The organism is Altericroceibacterium xinjiangense, assembly GCF_003958635.1.
Classification (GTDB): domain Bacteria; phylum Pseudomonadota; class Alphaproteobacteria; order Sphingomonadales; family Sphingomonadaceae; genus Altericroceibacterium_A; species Altericroceibacterium_A xinjiangense.
The window spans coordinates 1-3,415 of the sequence record NZ_RSEK01000050.1 but is presented as its reverse complement, the minus strand read 5'-3'; the positions used below and the strand labels follow the sequence as shown (position 1 = coordinate 3,415).

Here is a 3,415-nt window from a genome sequence, read left to right as displayed (position 1 = left end):
GACGCACCGCCGGAAAAGCTTCTCAGGCCGAGGCACGAAAAATCGAAAACGCAAGGCGGCGCCCAGACCACGCTTACTTTCAAAAGAGGGTTGCGAGGTCATAAGGCATTTCATTTGCAACACCTCTTGTACCGCCGCTCGACGCAGAGCGCTTCGTTCCAGCTATCAGCTTGCGCTGCGTTGAGAGGACACTGTCAGACGAAATGCACCCAATGGTGTTCGGCCCGAGGGCAGGGTAGGGCAGGGGCATGCCCCGTCCGCGCAAACCCGCCAGTCCGTTCCGGTATTTCCACTCGTCGCCCGAGGTGATCCGGCTCGTGGTGATGATGTACGTACGTTTTCCGCTCAGCTTGCGGAACGTTGAAGACCTGCTGTTCGAGCGCGGGATCGACATCTGCGATGAGACGGTTCGGCATTGGTGGAACCGCTTCGGCCCGCTGTTCGCAGCCGACATTCGCCGGCAGCGGGTGAACCGGATGCGTGGCTTCCGGTACTGGCGCTGGCACCTCGACGAGATGTACGTCCGTGTGAACGGCGAGATGGTCTACCTCTGGCGTGCCGTGGATCACGAGGGCGAAGTTCTCGAGAGCTACGTCACGAAGACGAGGGATAAAGCTGCAGCTCTGCGGTTCATGCGCAAGACCCTGAAGCGCCACGGCAAAGTCGAGGCGATTACTACTGACGGGCTCCGCTCCTACAAAGCTGCGCTGACAGAGCTCGGATGCAAGCAGAAACAGGAGACCGGCCGCTGGGCGAATAACCGGGTCGAGAACTTGCACCTGCCGTTCCGGCGACGAGAGCGAGCCATGCTCCGCTTCAGACAGATGAAGTCACTTCAGAAGTTCGCCTCAGTTCACGCCAACATCCACAACCACTTTTCCCAGGAACGCCATCTCGTCGACAGGCAGACTTACAAGACCCGCCGCTCGGCCGCGCTGGCCGAGTGGCAAAACCTCATGGCGTGAGGTTTGCGGCGGGTCGGGGGCAGTTTGCCAAACGGAGAGCAGTTCGCATCCGACTGACAGCACCGCCGGGCAGGATGTCTGAACCATCGCCGCGGTGTCATTACCTTGATCCGCGAATGATGACTCCGGATGCGGCTCGCGGGTTTTCGTAGGAGGCGTTGGTGAAGATCCTGGCCCGCCGCTCGCTACGGTAAACCAAGCCGCGCGCCATCTGGCCCGCCGCATAGTGGTAGTCGAGTTCGGCGGCGATCGCGCCGTAGTCTCCAGCGGTGATTGCCGCGTTAAGCCGTGGACTTTTGCGGCGGGAGAGATTGCCTTCGCCGACATTGTAGACGAGGTCCACAAGTGCATCGTATTCATGCTGGAACAGCGGCAAGTCACCTACCAGCCGCACCACCGCCGCTTCGGCTTCCTTCAGGTCGTTGTGGAGGAAATCAAGAATCGTGTCGTCGCTGACCTTGTCACCGACCTTCAGGCCGTCCGCCGGGGTCACCAGATGGCCGACCCCCACGGTCGGAAGCTTGGCAACGTCGAGATAGACTACGTTACGCACGCCTTCTTCCTGAATTAGCGCCTGTTTGAAATCCTCGCTGGCATGGAGATCCTTAGCTGGCATCCGCGCCACCGGATCGGGTAGGTGGATGATGCCCGTCGGCTTGGCCTGCTTGGTGGACGGCGAAGCCATCGCGGCAGAGCTTAACCCTATCACCCCAGCGGAAAACGCCAGCGCTGCCTTACGCTTTTTCAGCCGTACGCGAAATCGCCGCCGCTGGGTCTTGCGATCTGTCCGAAGGCCGGCGGCGTCGCGCTGCTGTCGCCGTCGCGCTGCCATCCGCCGTAGCAGCTTGCGCACAGGGTTATGCCCACGTTGCGGAACCGGCGGCTCAGCCAACTGGGAGTGCGCAGTCATGGGTGGCCATCCTCGCTTGGTGGGCCCGGGCGCCTCGCAACCGGAGGTGCCTCAGCCGTCAACAGGCGCGGCAGAAGACCACGCCTTTCTACCAAACGCAGGGTGCGGGCCCCGAGGTCCACGGATCGTCCGAAGCGCAGAACGGCTGGTGCTGCACTATCGTCGCGTCGGGCTTGCCGCTCGCAGGCGCTTAACAGCCACATTCTGATCATGATCGGCAACGACGAACGGCCGTTCTCCGCGATCGCTCATCTGGAAGCTACCGATCGGCATTTGGCCCAAAATGCATCAAGTTGGGCTGTTCAGCTTTGATTGGTTCCGCGCAAGATCGCGACGGAGCGCATTTGCCACCCGGCTGTCATCAGCCAGCTCGCGACTTGCGGTATCCGGCGGCTTGGGCTTCCGTTTCGGTGCAGAACATCTCTTCGGCTCGGGTCTGCGCGTAGTACCGGGTGCCAGGCAGATGGTAGATCCACTGGCCCCGTCGGTTGCGGTTGCCTTTGATCCCACAGGCAGTGACGGGCGCCGAGCGGATACTGGATTGTGCGGAGTGGGCCCGCAGTTCGGATTCTTGCCAAGGGGTAGCTACGATTTGTCGACGCTCCGCCCGGTACTCCTCTGGTGGGACGAAGTTCGAGGCCCACAGACCGAGCTTGCTTGCACGGGCGCGGGTTTCGTCGGCGACATAGGCTTCGCTGTACCTGCGAAAAGCTGTCGCCCAGCCCTGCGCTACCATAGCTCGGTTGAGCTCGACTGAACCGGCAGAACAGATTGCCAGGAGCCTGTTGTACACGTCGACCTCAGATCCGCTGCACTCCACCTGAGCCGCGCCCACTAGCTGGCGCAAGTGATTGGTAGATTCTTCGCCGCAGGCCCACCGCTCACCTGCAAGCTCACAGGTCTGTCTGGCTTCCGGCGCATCAATGCCCAACAGTCGGACCCGGCGTCCTTCTAGGCGGAGCGTGTCTCCATCGACGACGGTGGCGAGGCCGGAGAGGGTCTGCGCGGATGCGGGAACGGTAACTAACGCAGTGGCTAGGATTGCGAGCAGCGTTTTCATGGGCGTAGACTTGCACAGTGCCTGACTTCGAGGAAGCCTGCTGGGTCACGCAACTGCTCGCAATTGGACCTTTCAGAGGGCACTGTCAGACGAAATGCACGCAATGGTGATCGGCCCGGAGGCGGGGTAGGGCAGGGGCATGCCTCGTCCGCGCAAACCCGCCAGTCCGTTCCGGTATTTCCACTCGTCGCCCGAGGTGATCCGGCTCGTGGTGATGATGTACGTCCGTTATCCGCTCAGCTTGCGGAACGTTGAAGACCTGCTGTTCGAGCGCGGGATCGACATCTGCCATGAGACGGTGCGGCACTGATGGAATCGTTTCGGTCCGATGTTCGCGGCCGACATCCGCCGCCAGCGGATCTCGCGCATGCGCGGCTTTCGTCATTGGAAGTGGCACCTCGACGAAATGTACGTCCGTGTGAATGGCGAGATGGTTTACCTCTGGCGTGCCGTTGATCACGAGGGCGAAGTCCTCGAGAG

The 3,415-nt window shown here is 61.6% G+C and carries 3 protein-coding genes and 1 pseudogene; 2 read left to right on the top strand and 2 right to left on the bottom strand.

Annotation, left to right across the window (positions count from 1 at the left end):
• Nucleotides 1-248: 248 nt before the first annotated feature.
• On the top strand, nt 249-965 hold the full coding sequence (locus tag ELY13_RS14745; protein ID WP_126174633.1) for an IS6 family transposase: 717 nt from the start codon (nt 249-251) through the stop codon (nt 963-965).
• 100 nt (nt 966-1,065) lie between these two features.
• Here ELY13_RS14745 and ELY13_RS14740 read toward each other — a convergent pair whose 3' ends face one another.
• Both ELY13_RS14740 and ELY13_RS14735 read right to left on the bottom strand, forming a co-directional pair.
• A complete protein-coding gene (locus tag ELY13_RS14740) occupies nt 1,066-1,650 on the bottom strand; it encodes a lysozyme (protein ID WP_126174632.1) in 585 nt (194 codons plus the stop codon).
• Between the two features lie 586 nt (nt 1,651-2,236).
• Complete coding sequence (locus tag ELY13_RS14735; RefSeq protein ID WP_126174631.1) at nt 2,237-2,935, bottom strand: thermonuclease family protein; 699 nt, start codon at nt 2,933-2,935, stop codon at nt 2,237-2,239.
• Nucleotides 2,936-3,074: 139 nt separating this feature from the next.
• On the opposite strand from ELY13_RS14735, the pseudogene ELY13_RS15775 reads away from it, so the two are divergent.
• Nucleotides 3,075-3,415, top strand: a pseudogene (locus tag ELY13_RS15775) (IS6 family transposase); the annotation flags it as partial.